We start from the raw sequence: 18,741 nt of genomic DNA on the forward strand, positions 1-18,741 counted from the left end.
GAAACCGTACCACCCCGATCGAAGCGCAAGCGCTGCACCCGCGAGCGACCGACGGGAGCGAGCGGGCGACGATCGACCCGTAGGGGAGGGAGGAGGCTTTTCATCACCGTTTTGCCGAGTGCGGTCGCTTCGCGACCGCACGCAGCGCAAAAGGTTGGTCCGGAACGTTCGTTTCAAGTGGCTCAATCGACAATCGGTGTACAACGAATGAGCGAGGACTTCTACGACGTACTCGGTGTTGACTCCGATGCGTCTGCTGAGGAGATCAAACAGGCCTACCGGCAGAAGGCCACCGAGTATCACCCGGACGTGAGCGACGACCCCGACGCCGAGGAGAAATTCAAGAAGATTCAGAAGGCGAAGAAGGTCCTCACCGACGAGGAGAAGCGCCAGGCCTACGACCGCATGGGCCACGACCGCTACGAGCAGGCCGAGAAGCACGGCTTCGACGCCAGCGAGGGCGGCGCCGGTGCCGGCGGGATGGGCGGCGGCCCGTTCGGCGGCATGGGCGGCGGTGGCGGCATGGGTGGCGGCGGTCTCGGCGACATCTTCGAGCAGGTCTTCGGCGGCGGTGGCGGCGGGCGCGGCCGCCGGCGACCGCGCAAGGGTCGGGACCTGCGGACCGAACTCGAGATCGACCTTGAGGAGGCCTACGAGGGCGTGCAGAAGCAGTTCACCGTCGAGCGGCCCGAGGAGTGTGACGTCTGTGACGGCGAGGGCCACCCGCCGGAGGCGGACTCCCAGACCTGTCCGGAGTGTCAGGGCCGGGGGCAGGTGACGCAGGTCCAGCAGACGCCGCTGGGCCGGGTCCAGCAGACGACCACCTGCCCGCGCTGTGAGGGCGACGGCACGCTGTACTCCGAGTCCTGCGACGAGTGTCGCGGCGAGGGCTACGTCCGCAACGAGGCCCAGTTGACCGTCGAGGTCCCGGCGGGCATTCAGGAGGGCCAGACGCTCCGGATGGAGCGCGAGGGCGCGCCGAGTCCCGAAGGCGGCCGGCACGGCGACCTCCTGATCGACGTCTCGGTCCGCGATCACGAGGAGTTCGAGCGCGAGGGCGACGACCTCCAGTACCGGCTCCCCATCTCGTTCCCGCAGGCCACCTTCGGCGACACCGTCGAAATCCCGACGCTTTCCGGCGCCGTCGAACTCGACATTCCGAAGGGTACCCAGAGCGGCGAGACCTTCCGACTCGAGGGGGAGGGGATGCCCCGCCTGCGCGGCCGCGGACACGGCGACCTCCACGTGCAGGTGCAGGTCGTCACGCCCGAGAACTTGAACGAGGAACAGCGCGAGGCCCTCGAGGCGTTCGCCGAGGCCGGCGGCGACGAGATCGAGGTCAACGAAGGCTTCTTCGAGAAGATCAAGCGGGCGTTCTAGCTCGAACGCCGACCCGCGACCGATCCTCGCTCCGCGATCGACCGCCTCGGAGCTCCTCGGGATCGCCGACACACCCGTTCGGGACCCCCGTCGAGGCGTCTCGGTCGATACCGCTCTTGCGGTCAGTACGACTCGTGTTAACTCTTCTACCCGTGGTATCAGATGTTTTCTGACAGGTTCATCTCCTCGCGGCGCGTAGTAGAAACGGGTTTCCGGTCGTTCCGCGGCCCCAATATCGGGCCGAATGACGGCGAGAAAACCCACAGGAGGGAGACAATGGTAACACCCGAAACGCGAGCGGAGATCGAAGAGTACCTCGGACGCGTTCCGAGCTGGATCGACGCGCTTCCGGAGCCGGCCGCGGACCACAGCTGGGGGATCGTGCGCGACCTCGAGCTCGAGGAGACCGAACTCGAGGGGCGGGAGAAGGCATTGATCGCCCTCGGCGCGGCGTCGGCGATGCAGTGTCCGTACTGCGTGCACTTCCACAGGGAGGAGGCGAAACTCGAGGACGTGACCGACGAGGAGCTGTCCGAAGCGATCGGCGTCGCCAGCGGCGTGCGATACTTCTCGACGGTGCTCCACGGCGCGGAGGTCGACCGCGAGGCGTTCGTCTCCGAGACCGAGGAGATCGTCGACCACGTCAGGGATCAACGGGCCGCGGCGCCGAGCGACGACTGAATGGCCGGGACACCGGTCGCGGTATTTATTCACAGTGGTTGGTAATGCGATTTCGTTATTCAGAGTGAGGTGTGAAAATCGCGGTCAGTAGAGAGGACGCAGGCGTTACGGAAGCGAACGTTCGGGACTCGTCGGACCGAACGCTCTATGCGAGCCAGTTCGAGGGAACCAGTCTCGATGCGAGACTCGATACCCCTCTTTTTCGCAGCTATTCCATCTCGACGGTCCAGTTACCGTCGGCCTCGACATCGACCCAGCCGACGCCGTCGTGGCTGAACGTCGTCTCGCCTTCATACTCGCCGATCTCGTTGAACACGCCCTCACCGAACATGCCGTCCTCGGGATAGACACGGACCTGGAAGTTCGACTCGCCGTCGTGCTCTCCGTAGGCACTGTGCCGTCCGTTGAACGCGATCGGGCCGACGACGTCCGGCGTGTCCCCACTGAGGGTCTGCGGGAGATTGTCGGCTTCGGCCTCGGTTGCTCGCGGTTGGCGGACTTCAAGTCGCCAGCTTCCGTCCGCTTCGACGTCCATCGTCTGGGTCCCTCCCTCGATGAGGTCGGCACTGGCGCCCTCGTAGTCACCGATCGCGTTCACGAAGCCGGTACCGTACTCGTCGTCATCGCCCTCATAGATTCGGACCTGGAAGTTCGACTCGCCAGTGTGCTCGGCGTCGACGACGGTTAGTCCGCCCTCGATCTCGACCTCTTCGACCGTAGCGCCGGTCCCCTCGAAAGTCTGCGTCTCCGGTTGGTCAGCGGTCTCGTCGACTTCGCCGTCTCCATCGTTCTCGTCTTCGTCGGGACTCTCGTTTTCAGTACCGTTTTCGTCGCCGTTTTCGTTCCCGTTGGCAGTGCCGTTTTCCTCACCGTTTTCATCGGTGTCACCAGAACAGCCGGCCAGCGCGGTCGTAAGTGTCATACCACTCGCAAGCAGCAATTTTCGGCGATTCATATCAATTACCTTGAACGGTTTTGTGATAAGACTGTTGGATATCAGTTTTGTATCCAGCAGTATCGAAGGAGAGTGCGCATTTTCGGAGATACTGATAATGGAAGGAGGCCCGTGGGCCCACGGTATCACTCTCGAGCGTTAAGGAGGCTGATGGTCGAAGCGTAGTTTCGGAGTGGTCAATCTGCACACATAATTATCGAATTACCAGACTCAATTTCAATTACGATACTTCGTAAAGGAATGTTGGTGCTATTTGCTGTTCAGAACTCTATCGATACGATCGACTCGAGCGACTCGTCTCCGCCCTGTGCGTGGTGCGAAACCACCCCACACAGCTATGCCGACTGTCGTCGAACGAACACGTGGGATATCCATGTCACAACAGATCCTGCTCCTCGCGGGCGACTTCGTCGAGGACTACGAGGTAATGGTCCCGTTCCAGGCGCTCCAGATGGTCGGCCACGACGTCCACGCCGTCTGTCCCGAGAAGGAGGCAGGCGACGCCTGTCCGACGGCGATCCACGACTTCGAGGGCGACCAGACCTACACCGAGAAGCCGGGCCACAACTTCGAGCTGAACCGCGACTTCGACGCCGTCGACCCCGCCGAGTACGACGCGCTGGTCGTCCCCGGCGGTCGCGCGCCCGAGTACCTCCGGACCTACGACGAGGTCCTCGAGCTCACCCGCCACTTCTTCGAGGAAGAGAAACCCGTCGCGGCGCTCTGTCACGGCGTCCAGCTCCTCGCCGCCGCGGACGTCCTCGAGGGCCGGACCTGCACCGGCTATCCGGCGCTCGAGGCCGACGTGACGATCGCCGGCGGCGAGTGGGAAGACGGCGTCACGCGCGACGGCACCCTCGTGACGGGACAGGCGTGGCCGGACCACCCCGAGTGGCTCGCTGAATTCCTCGACGTGCTCGGCACCGAGATCGATCACGCGGACGCCGCGCCGGCCGCCGCGGACGACTGACGACGTCTCGTACTCGCGAGCGCAGACTGACGACGGCTCGGCGCGCACGAGCGACGGTCCCGTCGTACGACGGCCGGTGACGGTCCCTCGCCGACTCGAGTCGGCGCGCTTTTTTCGACCGCCTCGCGAGGGAGTAGTATGACCGCCGCGACAGTCGACGACCTGCTGACGCGCGAGCTCCGGGACGACCACACGTCGCTGGTCGACGCGACGGGCCGGGAGTTCGACCACCACTGGCTGTGTACGACCGCGTGGAAGGCCGGGAACTTCCTGCGACACGCGGGCGTTCGCGAGGGCGTCACCGTCGGCGTCGTCGGGGAGGCCCCGCTCCCGCTGCTCGCCTTTTTCGGGACGACGCTGCTCGAGGGGACGACGCGGTTCGATCCGCCCGCGGACCTCGCCGACGCCGAGGACTTCCGGGCGCTCGTGGCGCCGGTTCGGGACCTCGAGTCCGACGTCTACGACCTGCCGCCGGGCGCCCAGCGCGTCGGCTACGGCGCGAAGCCCGACGAGCCCGACGTCCACCACTTCGACGCCGGCGTCTGGAGCGAGAACCCCGCGTTCCCGCCCTTAGATATCGATCCCGAGACCGCGCTGCTGACCGACGGCGATCGGACGGTGAGCCACGCTGACGTCCTCGAGGCCGCTCGCGAAGTCGTCGACGACTACGGCCTCGAGGCGGGCGACCGCGTAGTCGTCCGGGCGCCGCTCTCCGATCCCCGAACCGTCGCGGCGGGCGTGCTCGCGCCGCTGCTGGCCGACGGCGCCATCGTCCTCACCGGCGATACCGACGAGACGGCGGTCGAGCGCGGCGCGTACGCCGTCTCGGACTCGAGTGACGACGGGGCTGTGCCCGAACCGACGCGGATCGACCTCGACGACGTCGGGCTCTGACTCGTCACCTTCGAGTAGCGCGGTGGGTCGATCTGCGAAAAAGGGTCGCGCACGAACGAACAGCGAGCGGAACGGTACGGCAACCGTCGTGATCGACGGCTCGTCAGTCCGCGCTCTCGCTCGGTTGCGGTCGGTTTTCGGAGACGGAACGGCGGGCCACGAGGACGAGCGGGACCACCGTCAGCAGCGTCGCCACCAACAACGGCCCCGTTCCCGTCGAGAGGCCGATCACGGCCGCGACGTCGGCGTAGAACGTAAAGAGGAGGAACGCCGGGAAGACGGTCCCGATGGCGTACCGCCACGGGATCACCAGCGGGCGCGAGACCGGTCCCGCGCCTTCGAGGTACTCTTCGATCGCGGCCGGGCCGAGCACCCAGGCCGTGTACACCATAAACCCGGTCAGACCGAGCACCAGGAGGAGATCGACGAGCTGGTCCGCGAACAGCGTAAACACCGCGGGGCTGAACGCGTTCACGCCGCCGGTGAGTGCGACCAGCGCGAATAGCCCCCAGGTCGCCGTCGACCGCTCGAGATCGAACTCGTCGACCAGAAACGAGACCGGGATCTCGAGCATGCTGATCAGGCTCGTGAGGGCGGCGAGGAGCACGACGAGGAAGAAGACCGCGCCGAGGAGTCGCCCGCCGGGTAGGTTCGCGAACGCGCCGGCGATCCCGACGAACAGGGCGCCGGGGCCGCCCTCGGTCGGTCCCGGCGCGAACGAGAACAGCAGCGGGAAGACCACGAGTCCGGCCAGGATGCCGATGCCGAGGTTGAACACGGCGATGGCCGAGGCGTCGAGGGGCAGCGAGCGGTCGTCGTCGACGTAGGAGGCGTAGGTGATCATCGTTCCGCTACCGATCGAGAGGGTGAACAGCGCCTGGCCGGCGGCCGATCCCAGCACCGAGAGGAAGTTCTCCGCGAGGTAGGCGCCGTCGAACTCGAGGTAGAACTCGTATCCCTGTGCAGCGCCGGGCTGCCGGGCCGCCCAGACCGCGAGTCCGATGAGCAACAGGACGACGCCGGGCATCATCACCTTCGTCGTCGCCTCGATGCCGCGTCTGATCCCCGCGGCGACGATCAGCGACGTGGCCGCGAGAACGGCGAGTTGGTAGCCGAACGCTTCGGCACCGTAGCTGATCGACGCGAAGTGGGTTTCGGGAGCCGCGAAGTAGGCGCCCGTCGCGCTCTCGAGGAAGTACCGAAGGATCCACCCGCCGACGACGCTGTAGAACGACATCAGCATGATCGAGGTGACGACGCAGAGCACGCCCAGCGCCGTCCAGAAACGCGACCCGGCGAGCGATTTGAACGCTCCGACCGGGTTCCGATTCGCCCGTCGTCCGATCACGAACGCGGCCAGCAATCCCGGCACCCCGACGACGAGGACGATAAGCAGATACAACAGCAGAAAGGCGCTCCCGCCGTTTTCCGCGGTCATCCACGGGAACCGCCAGATGTTCCCCAAGCCGATTGCGCTTCCGACCGCGGCCAGAATGAATCCGGCGCGACTCGCCCAAGTCTCACGTGCCATGCTGTCTCAGCGAACCAACTCGGCGCGCATAAGGATTATCGTTGACGTAGTGTGAATAATCGCACTAGTTTACCGGGACTCGAATACGCGCCGTGACGGCCGAACGGCGGTTATTTCAACGGGTATACCTGACTAACGGGTGTGTTCAGAGACGGGTTCGTGATTAATATCCACCACGGCGTTCAGGCCGTGGAACTCACAGCTTCCGATACGGCAGTCCCTCGAGCGCGGGCCCGGAGAGCACGTTCCCCTCGTGGGTGAACCGCGAGCCGTGACAGGGGCAGTCCCACGTCCGCTCGGCGTCGTTCCACCGGACGAGACAGCCCATGTGCGGACAGACCGCGGAGACGGCGTGGACCGAGCCCTCCTCGTCGCGGTAGACGCCCATCGGGCGGCCGGTCCGCCGAACGATCCCGCCCTCGCCGGGGTCGGGAATATCGCTCCCGTCGGCGCCCAGCGAGGCGAGGAAGGACTTGATGCGGTCGCCGACGAAACTGCCGCCGACTTTCGCGTTCTCCTCGAGGAAGCTCTTGGCCGACGCCTTCGGGGTGAACCGCTGGGGGTCGAACACGTCGGCCCAGGGGTTCGCGCCGTCGACGATCAGGTCGGCGAGGATCATCCCCGCGGCGGTGCCGCCGGACATCCCCCACCCCTTGAACCCGGTACCGACGTAGACGTGCTCGGCCAGCGGATCGATCTGTCCGATGAACGGAACCTTGTCGACCGGCGAGTAGTCCATCGTCGACCACCGGTACTCGATCGATTCGACGCTGAAGTGTTCGCGGGCGAACCGCTCGCAGCGTCGATATCGTTCGGAGGTCGGCGGCCCGCTGACGCTCGGCTTGTGGCTCTGACCGCCGACGAGGACGAGCTCTTCGGGCTCGTCGGTGTCGTCGGCCGGTTCGGCCGGCTGCGTTCGAATCGTGGCCGGCGGCGAGGCCGTGTTGTAGTACATCCCCTCGGGCGGCTCCTCGTCGACGCGGACCGCCAGCAGGTAGGCCCGGTGGGGGTGCATCCGCGAGAAGTAGCCCGCCCGATCGAGAACGGGGAAGTGCGTGGCCACGACGACGTCGTCGGCGACGACCGCGCCGCGTTCGGTCTCGACGCGACAGGGCTCGCCGGGATCGATATCGACCGCGCGGGTCTCCTCGAAGACGGCGCTGTCGCCGTCGTCCTCGTGGATTTGCTCGGCGATCGCGAGCAGATACTTCCGCGGGTGGAACTCCGCCTGCTCGTCGAACCGAACCGCCCCGTTGGTCTCGAACGGGAGGGGCGTCTCTTCGACGTACTCGGCCGGGAGCCCGAGCCGCTGGGCCGTCTCCACCTCCTCGCTGACCGTCGAGATCTCGTCGGACGACGCCGCGTACGTGTAGGCCGGCGTCCGCCGGAAGTCGCAGTCGATACCGTGTTCCTCGACGCGACGTTCGACGGCGTCGATCGCCGCCTCGTTCGCCCGGGCGTACTGTCCGGCTCGCTTCCGTCCGAATTTGGAGACGAGCGTATCGTAGATCAGCCCGTGCTGGGAGGTCAGTTTAGCCGTCGTGTGACCGGTCGTGCTCTCGACGATGCGGTCCGACTCGAGGACGACGACCGTCTTTCCGGCCTCCTGTAACTCGATCGCGGCGGTCAGTCCGGTGATGCCGCCGCCGACGACGGCGACGTCCACCTCGAGGTCGCCCTCGAGGGGGTCGTAGTCGGTGGTCGGCGTCGTGGCCAGCCACAGCGACCGCGGGCGCGGGGAGGGGGGTTCGGAATCGGGTGCGAAATCGTCTGCCATGGGAATCAACGGCTCGTGCTATCCACAGCCGGCACAAAAGGCCCCGAGGGTGAAATCGCCGGTCTGCGACGACGCGGCTACGATCCGGTCACGTCGTCCCAGAGCGATTTCAGCCCCGAATCGTCGTCGGCGAGTCCCTCGAGCTTCCGGAGGGTCTTCTCCTCTTGGGCGAGGTTGCGCTCGAGCGGTTCGGTGACGGCGGCCCCGAGGTCGCCCCGCTCCGCGAGTTCGAGCAGTCCCTCGTAGCTGGTGATCTCGAGCCGCTCGGTTCGGATCGCCGCGTTGCGGTAGTAAACGTTCCGGAGGGCGTCGTCCGCGACTCCGGCGTCGATCCCCTCTCGCTCGGCCAACAGGCCGTCGACGATCCGGTTGGGTCGTCGGTTCGGCTCCCGGCCGAGCGCCGCGAACGCCGCCTCGACGTTCTCGACCTGTCGCTCCGTCTCCCTGCGGTGGATCGCGAACCCCTTGCTGAGATTGTCGTTGGTCGCCAACTGCGACATGTCGTCCAAGGCGTCGACCAGCCGCACCTCCATGTCGTAGACGGCCTCGAGTTCGTAGGCGAACAGGGCTTCGACGTCGCGGATCTCTGACTGACGGTCGCTCACGGTGGGTTCGACCCTCGCTTCGCCGAGCAGTCACAAAGCCGTTTTTCCGCCCCACCGGACGGTCTCGAGGCGGTGAACGTCCTCGAGCGGAGCGCGCTCGGTCGTCCTCGCTGAGGTCGGTCGACCCGTCCGTCAGCGTCGCTCCCCCAGCGGGCGCTCACCGGCTTCGGGGTAATCGACGCGGTCTACGCGGTGATTTCTCGCGAACCACCATTTGAGGATTCGATTTCCCGGGGCCGAGGTGGCGACGCGAACGCCGGCGGCGAGCAGCGGCGCGCGCCACCGCTCCGGAACCACGCTCGCGACGATCCCTCCGACTTTCCCCGTCCAACCGACCGTGTATCGGCGCTTCGGCGTATCGCTGTTCGCCGCCTCGAGTATCGTCTCGGCGACCGCTTCGGGAGACGCGATGCCGAGCCCGCCCGCCTTGACGGTGTGGAGCAGTTCGTGCAACTCGTAGAGGTCGGTGTAGGCCGTCCCGTGATCGACGTCGACGAGTTCCTCGCGGATCCGATCGTAGAGGGGCGTCGCCGCGACCGTCGGTTCGACGACCACCACGTCGATACCGAGGTCTCGTACCTCCTGACGGAGGGTCAAACTGACGGCGTCGAGCGCCGCCTTCGAGCCGTTGTAGGCCCCCATGCCCGCGATCGGCAACCGCGCCGTGATGCTCGTGACGTTGACGATCGTCCCGGACCGCTGCCGGCGCATGTGCGGGAGCGCGGCGCGCACCAGCCGCTGTGGACCGAAGGTGTTCACGTCGTACTGCTCGCGGACCTTGTCGATGGGGACGTCCTCGATGGGGCCCAGTTGCCCGAAGCCGGCGTTGTTGACGAGACAGTCGATCCGACCCCGTTCCTCGACGATGCGGTCGACCGCTCGATCGACGTCCGCGTCCGACGTGACGTCGAGGCCCATCGTGGTCGCGCCGGCCGCCTCGAGGTCGGTCAGCGACTCGGTATCGCGGGCCGTCGCGTAGACGTCCCAGCCGTCCCGGAGGAACGCCCGAGCGGTCGCGCGTCCGATACCTGAGGAACAACCGGTGATGAGGACCGTGTCGGCCATGCGGTGATACACGCGCTCACGGGGGATAGTACCCGGGCGGGACTGTGCCGACGTCGACGACTCCCCGGGATCGGCTCGCGGTCGCGCTCGGCCGTACCGCGAAGTCGAGCCGTCGACCACAGCCGAACTCGAGCGCGTTCCGAATCCCCGCGGCGATGCGCTCCTCGTCGGAGAGGTCGGGGACCAGTTCCTCGTCGACCGACTCGTCCTCGGACAGCACCTGTACGGATCGGATGGTGAACTCGGCAACCGCCTCCGCAGGGACTCGGTTCGGAGCCGTCCGGCCGTCGACGCCGCTCCGAGCGGTTCTCGACCGCGGGATGGCAGGCGGCAGGCTTTACTCCTCCCTGCGAGTGCGTGCGTCCATGGACGAATGGCGACTGTTCGGGGGGTTCGATCGCGGCCGCCGAGGTCGGGATCGGTCGCCCGTCGCGGTCCCGAGGGAAAGCGGTCGCGCGGCCGAGCAGACGCGTCGCGATCGAGGTGATCGACGGCTCGGCGTCGGAACGGAGTCTGCGGGGACGCGACCGGACGGAGTGCCGTCGGTGACGTGGACGGAGACGGGAACGGAAGCGGAGACGGAAACGGAGGTGATTCCGTGAGCAACCGCTCGCTCGGAACGATCGGCGCGGCGGCCGCGCTGACGCTGCCGTGGATGCTCCTCTGGGCGACGACCGACGCGCTGCCCGCGCTCGGATTCGGGCCGACGTTCGGCGGGCTCTCGACGCTCGGCACCGTCGCGGCCAGCGGAGTCTCGATCCTCGGTGCCGCGTTCCTACTCGCGTGGGCTGCCGAGACCGCCGAGAAGGACGTCCCCCGGGCGTTCGCGATCGCGGTCCTCGCGGTGCTGGCGGTCGCCCCTGAGTACGCGGTCGACGCCCTCTACGCGTGGAACGCGGGCCAGTTCGCGGGCACCGAGCGCGGGATCGAGGCCGGCAACCTCGCCGTCGCCAACATGACCGGCGCCAACCGGATCCTCATCGGCCTCGGCTGGTCGGGTATCGCGCTGTTCACGGTCTTCCGGCGCGATTCGAGGGAAGATCCCGCCGTCATCAACCGCGACGGCTATCTCCGCGATTCGGTCAGGATCGATCCCGACATCAGCCTCGAGATCGTCTTCCTGTTGCTGGCGACGCTGTGGGCGTTCCTAGTGCCGCTGAACGGCGGTATCGACGCGCTGGACATGGCCTTTCTGGTCGGCCTGTACGTCGCCTACATCGCGATCATCCTCCGCGGCGACGTCGAGCCCAACGAGATGCACACCGGCGTCCCGGCATACCTCCAGTCGTTCTCTAAGCCGAAGCGGATCGCCAGCGTCGTCGGGCTGTTCGCCTACTCCGGGCTGGTGATCTTCGTCGCCGTCGAGCCGTTCGCCCACGGGCTCGAGGATCTCGGCACCGAGGCCGGGATTCCGCCCTTCTTCATGATCCAGTGGATCGCGCCGCTGGCCTCCGAGTCGCCGGAGCTGATCGTCGTCGCCTACCTCGTCAACAAGACCCGATCGACGGCCGGCTTCAACGCCCTCATCTCCTCGAAGCTCAACCAGTGGACGCTGCTCATCGGGACGCTCGTGGTCGTCTACTCGCTCGCGCTGGGCCAGTACGGCGCGCTGCCGTTCGACCAGAAGCAGATGGGCGAGATCTGGCTCACCGCCGCCCAGTCGTTCTTCGCCATCGCGCTCCTGATCGACTTCGAGGTTACGGCCCGGGAAGCGGTCGCCCTGCTCGTGCTGTTCGTCTCGCAGGTGCTGCTCGAGTTCGCCGTGATCCGCGAGGTCGTCACGCTGCCGATCTCGACCTACCAGATGCTGCTCGTCTATAGCGCCGTCTACATCGTCCTCGGGCTGGCGTTGTTCGTCCACCGACGGTCGGAACTGCGGCGGATCGTCGAGCGGACCGGCAGCACGATCAGCAGCGCCGTCTCCGGGCGCGAGCGGCCCCACGGGGCGGACGACTGACCGCGACGGGCCGACGCGGTCGTCGCGGTCGGACGGGGGACCGATGGGCGACCCGCGATACGGAACGATCCGTTTTTGCACCGATTCCCCCAATCGGCGGTATGGAGAAGCTCATCGAGTCCCTTTCCGACGCCCCGATCATCGACAAGGACGGCTACGAGTACCTCGTCCACCCGATCAGCAACGGCGTGCCGATGCTCGACCCCGACCTGCTGCGCGAGGTCGTCGTCGAGGTCATGCAGACGGCCGATCTGGACGTCGACAAGATCGTCGCCCCGGAGGCGATGGGGATCCACCTCGCGACCGCCCTCTCCCTGCAGACCGACATCCCGCTGGTCGTGATCCGCAAACGTCCCTACGGCCTCGAGGGCGAGGTCTCGCTCCACCAGCAGACCGGCTACTCCGAGTCGGAGATGTACATCAACGACGTCGAGGCGGGCGACCGCGTCCTGATCGTCGACGACATGCTCTCGACCGGCGGGACGCTGGCGGCCATCTGCACCGCGCTGGACGACATCGGCGCCGATATCGTCGACATCGTGGTCGTGATGCGGAAGGTCGGCGACTCCGCGCTCGACGAGACGCCGTTCGAGGCGACGAGCCTCCTCGACATCACCGTCGAAGACGGCGAAGTCACGGTTCACTGATCGGCGCTCGTTCGGCTTCCATCGTTCGTTTCGCCGGACCGGGTAGCGGCGGCTCCGCGTCGCTGCTATCGCACTTCTATGCACGATAGTGCATATAGTCGCCCCCGGACGGCCGCTCGATGAGCGCATATACGAGAGTTTTTGTACATCGATTCGCTACGGAGAGGGTATAGCATGTCGAACGAAACTGACGGGGGCATTCAGATCGAATACGGCGTCGACGACAAACCGCCGTTACCGAAATCGATCCTGCTGGGCTTGCAACACGTCGCGGTCATGATCGTGCCGGCGACGGCGGTGGCGTACGTCGTCGCGAACGGGGTCGGTCTCGAGGCCGACGCGGCCTACCTCGTCCAGATGGTCCTGCTGTTTTCCGGACTGGCGACGATGGTCCAGGCCTACACCGTCGGCCCGGTCGGCGCTCGGCTGCCGATCGTCATGGGCTCGAGTTTCACCTTCGTCGGCGCGACGATCGATATCGGCGCCAGCTTCGGGCTGGCCGCCGTCTTCGGCGCGATTCTCGTCACCGGCTTCGTCGTCGAAGGCCTGATCGGCTGGCAGTTCAAACGCATCAAACCCTTCTTCCCGCCGCTGGTGACCGGCCTCGTCGTCGTCATCATCGGCCTCTACCTCGTTCCCGTCGCGATGGACTACGTCGCCGGCGGCTCCGCCGCCGAAGCGGCGGGCACCTTCGGCGGCCTGCAACACCTCGGACTGGCCGCGCTCGTGCTGGCGATCGCCGTCGGGCTCAACATGTTCACGCGCGGCGTCACGCGACTGCTGTCCGTGCTGGTCGCGATCGTCGTCGGCTACGCGGCCGCCATCGCCCTCACGTTCGCGACGGGCCTCGAGATCGTCGACTTCGGACCCGTCGGCGAGGCCGCGTGGATCGCCCTGCCGTCGCCGACCCGCTTCGGCTTCGAGTTCGAGCCGATCGCGATCGCCACGTTCGCCGTCCTCTTTCTGGTCTCCTCGATGGAGACCGTCGGCGACATGTCCGGCGTCACGGCCGCCGAAGGCCGGAACCCGACCGACGAGGAGTTCCGCGGCGGGCTGTTCAACGACGGCCTGCTGAGTTCGCTCGGCTCGATCTTCGGCGCGTTCCCGATCACCTCGTTCTCCCAGAACGTCGGCATCGTCAACTTCACCGGCGTGATGAGCCGCCACGTCGTCGGCATCGGCGGCGTCTTCCTCGCCGTCCTCGGCCTGAGTCCCAAAGTGGGCGCCGCCGTCACGACGATCCCCAGCGCGGTCTTCGGCGGCGCGGTGTTGCTGATGGCCGGGATGGTCGCCGCGAGCGGGTTCCGACTGATCGTCACGCACGTCGAACTCGATCGCCGGAACACGGTCATCGTCGCCGTTTCGCTCGGCCTCGGTCTCGGCATCGCGACGACGCCCGAGGCCCTCGCGGGACTGCCGAGCCGCGCCGAACTGTTCTTCGGCCAGCCGGTCATCGCGACCGCGCTGTCGGCGCTGGCGCTCAACACGTTCGTCCCCGGCGACTCGAGCCCGCTGTTCGACGCCGCCCCCGTGGCGACCGACGCGAGCGCGGACTCGGAGACCCCCGCCGCCGGGCCGAGCGACGACTGAGCACCGCCGGCGTTCTCGAACCCGAGACGGTCTCTAACGCCTAAATAATCCTTTTCCGGTCGTTCGTGGTACCGCCGTCCATGCCAGACGTCGTAATCGTCGGCGGCGGTCCCGCCGGCCTGAGCGCAGCGTTGTTCACCGCGAAGAACGACCTCGAGACGGTCGTCTTCGACACCGACGAGACCTGGATGCACAAGGCGCACCTGTTCAACTACCCCGGAATCCGGAGCATCAGCGGCAGCGAGTTCATGGAACTGACCCGCGGGCAGGTCAGCGATCGCGGCGCCGACGTCCGCGTCGGCGAGGAGGTGACCGACGTCGACCCCGGCGGCGACGGCTTCACCATCGAAACAGAGGACGACGCTTACGACGCCGATTACGTCGTCCTCGCGACGGGCGCCGACCGGTCGATGGCCGAGGATCTCGAGGTAGACTTTTCCGACGACGGCACCGTCGACGTCGATCTGGACACCGAGACGAGCGTCGACGACCTCTACGCGACGGGCGCGATGGTCCGCGACGAGGAGTGGCAGGCCGTCATCGCCGCGGGCGACGGCGCCTCGGCCGCGCTGGACATTCTGAGCAAGGAGAAGGGTGAGCACTTCCACGACTTCGACGTTCCCGACGACGTCGCGTGATTCCGGACGGTCCATCGTACTCCCGACGGTGTCGGTTCCTCGAGTCGCCTCGAGTGATGCGCCGCCGGTTCGTCGCCGATCTCTAATCTCCGTTTAGAGCACGTGTGGAGGAGATTTTCGGGCGATAGATGAGCCGATTTGTGGCCTGCGTGTTCGGGGCCCACGACTAAGCGCGTAGTCGTCGCCGGTATTCGTATGGCGACTACCAACGTCGACCGCATCGACGACCTCGAGGAACTGTTCCACCACAAACTCGCCCAGATGTACTACACCGAGCAGGAACTCGTCGAGGCGTTAGACGAGATGGCGATCAACGCGAGCAACGATCGGATGAGCGAGGGCTTCGCGGACCACCGCGACGAGACCCGGACGCACGTCCAGCGTCTGGAGGAGGTCTTCGCGGCTCTCGACCGGCCGGCGGAGCGACGAGAGGATCCCGTCCTCGACGCGCTCGAGCAGGAGCGGGCGACCCTCGAAGACGCTATCGAGGACGACGACATGCTCAACATGGCCTATCTGAACGCCGCGATGATGACCGAGCGCATCGAGATGACGTCCTACGAGGGCCTCACCACGATGGCGAACAAGATCGGGTACGACAACGAGATCAAGAAACCCCTCAAGTCCAACCACGACGAGGAAGAGTCGACTTACCGCGAACTGTCGGCGATGGAGACGGCCTCGGACATGAAGTCGCTGTGGGACCGGCTGACCCCGTCGTAGGGCCCGTGATTAGCAGCGATACCGGAACGCTCCCCGGCGGCCACCCCTACGTCAGCGTCGGGAGCGGTGATCGCGCGCTCGTCGTCATGCCGGGGTTCGGCGACGCGATGTTCTCCGGCAGTTATCCACCGTTTTCGGGGTGGACGCTCGCCCCTTACTTCGCTCGATACCTCGACGAGTACACCGTTTACGTCCTCAGTCGCCCGCGCGGGCTGCCGGCGGGATACGACGAGGACGACGCGATCGCCTCGCACACCGCGGCGTTCGAAGCGATCGCCGGCTCAAGCAACGGCGTCGACGTGATCGGCATCTCGATGGGCGGTCTGATCGGGCAGGCCCTCGCTCGCCGAGAGCCGGAACTGGTCGACCGCCTCGTTCTCGCGAACACCGCCTGTCGACTCGACGGCGACGCCCGATCGACCGTGCGGCGGCTCGAACGCTTCGCCCGCGAGCGCGACTGGGCGTCGATCCGCTCGGAACTGGCCGTCGCGATGTTCTCCGACGGGCGCGCGATGGCGTATCCGCTCACGCTCCAGACGGCCGGCCGATTCGTGCAACCCCGCCCGGCCGTCCCGGCCGACGTCCGGCGCTCGCTCGAGTTCATCCTCGAGTTCGACGGCTGCGATCGACTCGCGGCGATCGACCAGCCCACGCTGGTCTTCGCCGGCGAGCGGGATCCGTACTTCACCGCGGACCTCGCGCGCGAGACCGCCGACGGGCTGTCGAACGGGGAGCTCGAGATCGTTTCGGGCGCGAAACACGGCGCCTTCCACGAGCGAAAGCTCACGTTCGACTCGCGAGTTCGGTCGTTCCTCGAGCGGACGGCACCGAAGGCGCTCGAGGCCTGAGGAGCGTTCCGACTGACGGAGAGTCGTGGCTGCGAACGGTATTACGGAAGATTCGAGGCGAAAGCCTCGCGCTTCAGCGCGGGGTGGATGTCAAGCCGGCTCGCTCTCGCTCGAGACGCCGCTCCGCTCCGAGAGCCACTCGCGGGCCCGCGGCCACCACTCGTCGTGGGCCTCGGGAGCCACCGACGTCCCGACGTGACTCGTCGGGAACTCGAGGGCGGCCGCGTCCTCGCTGGCGACGGCCTCGAGGAAGGGGCGAGCGGCCCGCGGTGGGACGAATTCGTCCTCGGTCCCGAGGATCAACAGGACCGGCATGTCGATCCGTTCGAGGTCGACGGACCGACCGTGCAGTTCCCAGGTGCCCTCGAGCAGTCGATTCTCGAGGACCAGTTCCGTGACGAACTCCGCGTAGGCCGCGCCGGAGAGCGCCGGGCCGCCCGCGGCCCACGAGCGCTTCCGGCCGTACTCCTCGACGACGGCGGGGTCGTCGAGCCGATCCCAGAGCCGCAGCGGGTTCGTCACGGTGTACTCGACGGGCTTGCGAAGCGCCAGCGCGGCCTCGAGCAGCGGCGACGGGACGGCGTCGAAGGCGTCGGCGATCTGCTGGGGGTCGTGGTTGGCCGCCAGCGTTCGCACGAGGTCGATGCCGTCCGCGCTATCGACGGCCTCGGTCGACGGGCCGGTGTGCGCGTCGGAGCCGTCGCGGCACGCGGTTCCGACTCGCCGTCGGCGGCCGTCTCGAACGCGAGCGGCGGTCCCTGAAGGACGAGGGTCCGAACGTCGTCTGGAAAGAGACCCGCGTAGCCGGCAGCCAGCGGGGCGCTCGTCGAGTAGCCGTGGAGGTGAACCGCGTCCGAACCGGTCTCTTCGCGGACGTGATCGATGCAGTCGTACAGGAATCGACAGACGTAATCGCCGAGGTCGAGCGAGCGGTCGAGCGGCGAGGCGTCGCCCCACTCGACGACGTAGACGGGGAACCCGTCGTCGAGGAACCCACTGACGACGCTCCGGTCGTCGGCGAAGTCGAGGATCGACGGGTCGTTGATGAAGGGATACGCGATCGCCAGTGGCACGTCCCGACGTTCGTCGGCGGGAACACGGGGTTCGTACCGTCGGAGCGACGCCGGTCCTTCCTCGTAGACGACCTCGTAGGGGGTGACGCCGGGCTCGGCGGTCGCGAGTTGGCCCGTGCGCAGCGGGGCCTGTGCGATTTTCGCCGGCGTTCTGGCGGTCCGATCGAGGGTCTGTCGATAGAATTCTCGCGGATCCATCTGCTGAGTCTGACCCGATTACCGGTTAGGCGGCTATCAGGACCGTCCCTGCACACTCCGCAGGTACTCTCGGGGGACCGGCACGCCGGTGATGGCGACGACCTCGGCGCGATCCGTCGTCGCGAGACGAGCCCAGACGGCGGCCGAGCACCGCCTCTCCCGAGACGTGCATGAGTATGTCACCCACATAGTTTATGCTCGTGGCCGCTCTAGCGAGGAGTACAGTCGGGCGATAGCAAGTCCGACGGCCGATGGGCGCACCGTGCTCGACGGCGGGCCGCGCACCTTCGTGACGTATTGCAACGGGCGTCCACCGTCGCTCCGGACCCGTTATCGCGCGGCCCGTTTCCGCGATCCCGTCGAGACCCAACGAACGACGAACCCTTTTCACCGGTCAGTCCACCGGGAGCGGGGACGACTCGAGGCTCGCGTCGGAACGCCCCCGCTCTCGGATTCGCCGCGTTTTCTCCGCCGTCTCGTCCGGGAGCCCCGCGATTCGAGGTGCGTGTCGATCTGTCGTGGGTAACTTTCACACATATATCTTTTTGTTCTCGACTGCATAACAGCCTGCAAGAATGCAGTACGACGCCGTTCTGTTCGACTTCGACGGCGTCGTGGTCGAGAACCCCTCGCCACGGCGCATGTACGACGCGCTCGCGCGGACCTACGAGCAGCTCGGCCGCTCCGACCCCGCGGCGGAGACGGTCCAGGAGGTGCTGAGCGGCGACTTCGAATCGATCGCCGACCGCTGTCGACGGCTCGAGGTCGACACCGATACCTTCTGTTCGCAGGCGGCCAGCGAAATGATCCGGACCCAGCTCGCGGACGTCGAACGCGGCCTGCGTTCGATGTACGACGACGTCGCCGCCGTGCGATCGCTCGAGGCGCCGCTGGGGGTCGTCAGCGACAACCACCCGACCGTGGTCTCGCGGCTGCTCGACCGCTTCGGCCTTCGATCGCTGTTCGAGACCGTCTACGGCTGTCCGCTCACCCCCGACGGTCTCTCCCGGCGCAAGCCCGATCCGACCAACATCGAACGCGCCATGGACTCCCTCGAGGCCGAGTCGGCGCTGTACGTCGGCGATCGACCGGTCGACGTGCAGGCGGCCCACAACGCGGCAGAGGACGTGATAGACGCTGTCGTCGGGAACGGTATCGCCCGCGGGCGTCTCCTTGAACAGCGCGACGCCGTACGCCGCGTCCGCGTCG

General features: G+C 66.8%; 19 protein-coding genes and 1 pseudogene. 12 read left to right on the forward strand and 8 right to left on the reverse strand.

All coding sequences use genetic code 11. From position 1 onward, the window contains the following. The first annotated feature begins 207 nt into the window (after positions 1-207). Together dnaJ and HTZ84_RS06005 are read left to right on the forward strand one after the other, a co-directional pair. Positions 208-1,380 carry a molecular chaperone DnaJ gene (gene dnaJ, locus HTZ84_RS06000; RefSeq protein WP_174679842.1) on the forward strand — a complete coding sequence of 391 codons (1,173 nt, stop codon included), beginning with the start codon at positions 208-210 and terminating at the stop codon, positions 1,378-1,380. 276 nt (positions 1,381-1,656) lie between these two features. Next, entirely contained in the window at positions 1,657-2,061 is a 405-nt protein-coding gene (locus tag HTZ84_RS06005) for a carboxymuconolactone decarboxylase family protein (RefSeq protein ID WP_174679843.1), read from the forward strand. Between the two features lie 208 nt (positions 2,062-2,269). Here the strand turns inward: HTZ84_RS06005 and HTZ84_RS06010 are convergent, their stop codons facing one another. Then, positions 2,270-2,983, reverse strand: coding sequence for a hypothetical protein (locus HTZ84_RS06010; protein WP_174679844.1), 714 nt, complete (start codon positions 2,981-2,983; stop codon positions 2,270-2,272). Between the two features lie 406 nt (positions 2,984-3,389). On the opposite strand from HTZ84_RS06010, the gene HTZ84_RS06015 reads away from it, so the two are divergent. Then, positions 3,390-3,986: a DJ-1/PfpI family protein gene (locus HTZ84_RS06015; RefSeq protein WP_174679845.1), complete on the forward strand. Its 597-nt coding sequence runs from the start codon at positions 3,390-3,392 to the stop codon at positions 3,984-3,986. Between the two features lie 138 nt (positions 3,987-4,124). Continuing rightward, positions 4,125-4,880 carry a hypothetical protein gene (locus HTZ84_RS06020; RefSeq protein ID WP_174679846.1) on the forward strand — a complete coding sequence of 252 codons (756 nt, stop codon included), beginning with the start codon at positions 4,125-4,127 and terminating at the stop codon, positions 4,878-4,880. Between the two features lie 103 nt (positions 4,881-4,983). On the opposite strand, the gene HTZ84_RS06025 is transcribed toward HTZ84_RS06020, so the two are convergent. From HTZ84_RS06025 to HTZ84_RS06045, 5 genes are all read right to left on the reverse strand, one after another. Next, positions 4,984-6,411 carry a sodium-dependent transporter gene (locus HTZ84_RS06025; protein WP_174679847.1) on the reverse strand — a complete coding sequence of 476 codons (1,428 nt, stop codon included), beginning with the start codon at positions 6,409-6,411 and terminating at the stop codon, positions 4,984-4,986. A gap of 196 nt (positions 6,412-6,607) precedes the next feature. Next, positions 6,608-8,188: an FAD-dependent oxidoreductase gene (locus tag HTZ84_RS06030; RefSeq protein WP_174679848.1), complete on the reverse strand. Its 1,581-nt coding sequence runs from the start codon at positions 8,186-8,188 to the stop codon at positions 6,608-6,610. A 77-nt stretch (positions 8,189-8,265) separates the two neighbouring features. Then, positions 8,266-8,793, reverse strand: coding sequence for a YciE/YciF ferroxidase family protein (locus HTZ84_RS06035; RefSeq protein WP_174679849.1), 528 nt, complete (start codon positions 8,791-8,793; stop codon positions 8,266-8,268). A 132-nt stretch (positions 8,794-8,925) separates the two neighbouring features. Next, positions 8,926-9,858 (reverse strand): SDR family oxidoreductase, encoded by a 933-nt coding sequence (locus HTZ84_RS06040; RefSeq protein WP_174679850.1) that lies wholly within the window; start codon positions 9,856-9,858, stop codon positions 8,926-8,928. Positions 9,859-9,874: 16 nt separating this feature from the next. Continuing rightward, complete coding sequence (locus tag HTZ84_RS06045; protein ID WP_174679851.1) at positions 9,875-10,078, reverse strand: hypothetical protein; 204 nt, start codon at positions 10,076-10,078, stop codon at positions 9,875-9,877. Between the two features lie 145 nt (positions 10,079-10,223). Here HTZ84_RS06045 and HTZ84_RS06050 point away from each other — a divergent pair, with 145 nt between their 5' ends. The 7 genes from HTZ84_RS06050 to HTZ84_RS06080 all read left to right on the forward strand — a co-directional run bounded on the left by HTZ84_RS06050 (position 10,224) and on the right by HTZ84_RS06080 (position 16,261). Further along, positions 10,224-10,460: a hypothetical protein gene (locus HTZ84_RS06050; protein WP_174679852.1), complete on the forward strand. Its 237-nt coding sequence runs from the start codon at positions 10,224-10,226 to the stop codon at positions 10,458-10,460. Continuing rightward, the gene (locus HTZ84_RS06055; RefSeq protein WP_174679853.1) at positions 10,457-11,815 is read left to right on the forward strand and encodes a sodium:calcium antiporter; all 1,359 of its coding nucleotides are present in this window, start codon (positions 10,457-10,459) and stop codon (positions 11,813-11,815) included. Before HTZ84_RS06050 ends, HTZ84_RS06055 begins: the two co-directional genes overlap by 4 nt. Positions 11,816-11,916: 101 nt before the next feature. Further along, positions 11,917-12,462, forward strand: coding sequence for a hypoxanthine/guanine phosphoribosyltransferase (gene hpt, locus HTZ84_RS06060; protein ID WP_008895098.1), 546 nt, complete (start codon positions 11,917-11,919; stop codon positions 12,460-12,462). 174 nt (positions 12,463-12,636) lie between these two features. Then, positions 12,637-14,052, forward strand: a complete 1,416-nt coding sequence (locus HTZ84_RS06065; RefSeq protein WP_174679854.1) for a uracil-xanthine permease family protein — start codon at positions 12,637-12,639, stop codon at positions 14,050-14,052. An 80-nt stretch (positions 14,053-14,132) separates the two neighbouring features. Next, on the forward strand, positions 14,133-14,690 hold the full coding sequence (locus HTZ84_RS06070) for an NAD(P)/FAD-dependent oxidoreductase (protein ID WP_174679855.1): 558 nt from the start codon (positions 14,133-14,135) through the stop codon (positions 14,688-14,690). A gap of 195 nt (positions 14,691-14,885) precedes the next feature. After that, positions 14,886-15,413 (forward strand): YciE/YciF ferroxidase family protein, encoded by a 528-nt coding sequence (locus HTZ84_RS06075; protein ID WP_174679856.1) that lies wholly within the window; start codon positions 14,886-14,888, stop codon positions 15,411-15,413. Positions 15,414-15,418: 5 nt separating this feature from the next. After that, complete coding sequence (locus HTZ84_RS06080; protein WP_174679857.1) at positions 15,419-16,261, forward strand: alpha/beta fold hydrolase; 843 nt, start codon at positions 15,419-15,421, stop codon at positions 16,259-16,261. Between the two features lie 90 nt (positions 16,262-16,351). On the opposite strand, the gene HTZ84_RS22765 is transcribed toward HTZ84_RS06080, so the two are convergent. Both HTZ84_RS22765 and HTZ84_RS22770 read right to left on the reverse strand, forming a co-directional pair. After that, complete coding sequence (locus tag HTZ84_RS22765) at positions 16,352-16,897, reverse strand: hypothetical protein (protein ID WP_254611714.1); 546 nt, start codon at positions 16,895-16,897, stop codon at positions 16,352-16,354. Continuing rightward, positions 16,780-17,532, reverse strand: coding sequence for an alpha/beta fold hydrolase (locus HTZ84_RS22770; RefSeq protein ID WP_254611715.1), 753 nt, complete (start codon positions 17,530-17,532; stop codon positions 16,780-16,782). Before HTZ84_RS22770 ends, HTZ84_RS22765 begins: the two co-directional genes overlap by 118 nt. Positions 17,533-18,107: 575 nt before the next feature. Between HTZ84_RS22770 and HTZ84_RS06090 the strand changes: the two are divergent. After that, positions 18,108-18,665, forward strand: a pseudogene (locus tag HTZ84_RS06090) (HAD family hydrolase); the annotation flags it as partial. Positions 18,666-18,741 lie beyond the last annotated feature (76 nt).

The organism is Haloterrigena gelatinilytica (genome assembly GCF_013342145.1).
Classification (GTDB): Archaea; Halobacteriota; Halobacteria; order Halobacteriales; family Natrialbaceae; genus Haloterrigena; species Haloterrigena gelatinilytica.